Origin of the sequence: Limnohabitans sp. (assembly GCF_044373035.1) — a bacterium.
Lineage (GTDB): Bacteria > Pseudomonadota > Gammaproteobacteria > Burkholderiales > Burkholderiaceae_C > Limnohabitans_A.
This window is the reverse complement of sequence record NZ_JBILQU010000194.1, coordinates 1-3,112: the sequence shown is the minus strand read 5'-3', so window position 1 is coordinate 3,112 and position 3,112 is coordinate 1. Positions and strand designations below refer to the sequence as shown.

2 protein-coding genes and 1 pseudogene are annotated in these 3,112 nt (G+C 65.0%); all 3 read right to left on the bottom strand.

Going from position 1 to position 3,112, the window contains the following annotated elements; all coding sequences use genetic code 11:
• A pseudogene (locus ACIQ47_RS15710) lies at nt 1-680 on the bottom strand (ABC transporter permease); the annotation flags it as partial.
• 1 nt (nt 681) lies between these two features.
• On the bottom strand, nt 682-1,908 hold the full coding sequence (locus tag ACIQ47_RS15705) for an ABC transporter substrate-binding protein (RefSeq protein ID WP_396438976.1): 1,227 nt from the start codon (nt 1,906-1,908) through the stop codon (nt 682-684).
• A gap of 67 nt (nt 1,909-1,975) precedes the next feature.
• The coding region (locus ACIQ47_RS15700; protein WP_396438975.1) for an NAD(P)/FAD-dependent oxidoreductase at nt 1,976-3,112 on the bottom strand (1,137 nt) is incomplete at its 5' end.

Here is a 3,112-nt window from a genome sequence, read left to right as displayed (position 1 = left end):
GGCGGTGTGGCGGGGCCGATGATGAGCGCCATGTCCACCACCGTGAGGCCATAGGCCAGCACCGCCAGCAGCGGCCAGCGCAGGCGCGGGGCCAGTTGCGGCCAAATGATGTGCGCAAACGCTTGTGCGGGCGTGCGGCCCAGGGTTTGGGCCAGTGCGTATTCGGCTTGCCAGCGGCGGCGCAGGTCTTCGCGCTGCATTTGGGTGGCGGCCACCCACAGCAAAAACGGCACCTCTTTGAGCCACAACGCCAGGATCAGCCCCAGGCCCCACGGGTCTTGTGTGGTGAACCAGGGCGGCGGTGCGTCAAAGCCCGTCAGGCCCGGCGACACCAGCCGCAGCGCCCAACCGCTGGGCGAGAGCCACAGCACCAAGCCGATGGCCATGGCCGCGTGCGGCGTGGCCAGCAAGGCAGGCAAATGTGCCAGCCAGCGCCCCAGTTGTTGGCGGATGAAGCCGCTGGCCAGCACATGCGCCACCGTGATCCACGCCAAGGCGGTCGAGGCCAACCCGGTCCACAGCGTCATGCCCCAGGCGCGCCATGTTTGCGGGTCGGCCCACAGGGCTTGCCAAGCGGTAGCATGGAGCATTTGCGCGCCCACCGCCCACAGCGCCGCGCCAATGGGCACGGCCGCCAGCAGTGCCAGCAGCAAAGGCCCCATCACCTTCAAGTTGGGCATGTCACACGCCGTAACGGCGTGTCCATTCTTTTTCGAGCGCGTCGACCCACGAGGCGTGGGGCTCGGGCAGCGCGGGGGCGCTTTGGGCCAGCTGCCCGGGGCGCACAGCCGATGCAAAACGGGCGCGTTCGGCCGCAGGCAGGCGCGCCACATCCAGCACCGTCGGGTCACCCCATACGTCGATGTCGGCCTTGCGCGCTTGCGCGGCGGCTGACAGCAAAAAGTTGGCCACGACTTGTGCGCCCGCTTTGCTGGGCGCGTTGTAGGGGATGGCCACAAAGTGCGTGTTGCCGATCGTGCCCTTGGCAAATTGCCAGCTTTGCACCGTGGCGCTCAGGCGCTTGGCAGCGATCTCGTTGGCCGCTTCGTTGGGGTTGAAGGTCAGCGCCAGCAGCAACTCGCCATCGGCCATCATCTGGCGCAGGGCAGCGGAGTTTTGCGGGAACTGTTTGCCACCGCGCCACAGGTGCGGGTGCAGCGCATCCAAAAAGCGCCACAGCGGCGCGGCCTGCGCCTCCAGTGCGGCGGCCGTCACGGGCTGGGCCAGCGCTTTCACATCGGGCGCGTGCTCGATCAGGGCCTGCTTGATGAAGGTGGTGCCATGGAAGTTGGGCGGGCGCGGGTAGGTGATGCGCCCGGGCTGAGTGCGGGCCAGGGCCAGCAGCTCATTCATGCTTTGCGGCAGTTGGGGCAGGCGCTGGCGATCTGCAAAAAACGTGAGCTGCGCCATGCCCCAGGGCGATTCCAGCCCGTCGGTGGGCACAGAAAAATCCACCAGTGTGGTGGGCTTGCCCACGGTGTCCACCCACTGGAAGTTGGGCAGGGTTTGAGCAAAGGGCGCAGACAACAAGCCATCACGTTTCATGGCGGCAAAGTTTTCGCCGTTGATCCAGATCAGGTCCACCGTGCCTTCGGTGTCTTTGCGCCCGGCTTGTTTTTCGGCGCGCACCCGCTTGACCACATCGGCTGCGTCGCTGATCTTGACGTGCTGCAACTTGACGCCAAAGTCACGCTGCAATTCGCCCGCCACCCATTGCAAGTAAGCGTTGATGCGTTCGCTGCCCGCCCAGGCGTTGAAGTAAACGGTTTGGCCGCGTGCGGCGCGCAAGGTGTCGGGCCAGGCAGTGGCAGCAGTCGTGGTGGTCTGTGCCCATGTGGGCGTGACACTGGGCACCAGCACAGCGGCCCCCAAGAGCGTGAGAGATTGGCGACGGTTGAACAGGTTCATGAAGTCATCCGGGTCAGTGGCCCAAAAGGCCTGATTCTCGCTGACCCGAAGACTTCACGGGGCTCACTCAGGCCACAGCCCCCGATCCATAACGGCCATGCAGCAATTGCCCTGTTCTGAAGCGCTCCAGCGCATAAGGCGCCAAGGGTACATCGGTGGGCAGCCCCAAGGCTTGTTGGGCCAACACGCGGCCCACGGCCGGGGACAGTTTGAAGCCGTGCCCCGAAAACCCAAAGCCCACCACCAGACCCGGTACATCGGGCACCGCCCCCAGCACCGGGTTCCAGTCAGGGGTCACGTCGTACACCCCCGTCCAGGAAGACGCCAGCCCGGCTTCGGCAAAAGAGGGAAAGCGCTCTGCCACCTGTTCGCCCACATGCATCACATCGTCCATGGACACATCGCCTTGGGTGTTGTCCGGCCCGCTCAGGGCCTCGCCTGCCGTGCCTTCGCTCACCAGCATTTGTTGCCCGCCATAGCTGCGGCAATACAGCATGCCCGCTGAGCCCAAGTCTTTGTAGACGGGCATGGCGTAGGTGTAGGCCTCGGGGCCTTGCAGCGCCATCACTTTATGCCGCTCGGGCGTCAAAGGCACCTGAATGCCCGTCCATTGGGCCAACTCTTGCGCCCAAATGTTTTGCGTGCTGATGACCACCGGGGCATGGAACACACCACGGGTCGTCTCCACGCCGGTCACGGTTTGCTGCGCCAGCAACAGCCGTGTCACGCACTCGCCTTCCATGAATTTCACGCCCAGCCTGCGGGCGGCGCGGGCGTAGCTGCTGGCCACCAAGTAGGCATCGGCAAAACCGGCCTCGGGCTCAAAGCCAATCAGGGCCGCATCGTCAAAGCGGCAAATGGGCAATCGTTCGCTGGCTTCTTGCGCGCTCAGGCGATGCACCTCAATGCCCTGCGCCTGTTGGGCCGCCAAAGACTGGGCCAGGGGTTCGAGCTTGGGGCCATGCGGCGCGGCAATCAGATAGCCACAACGCACCAAACCGGCCGAGGCGTCCTCGTCTTGCAAATGACCCGCAAAGTCTTTGAAGACTGCCCAGGACTGCTGGGCCAGCACCACGTTTTCGATCACCGAATAGTGCGTGCGCAAAATGCCGCTGGACTGGGAGGTGGTGCCCGCGCCGATTTGATCGCGCTCCAGCACCAGCACCCGTTTGGCACCCAGGGCGGCCAGGTTGTAGGCCACCGA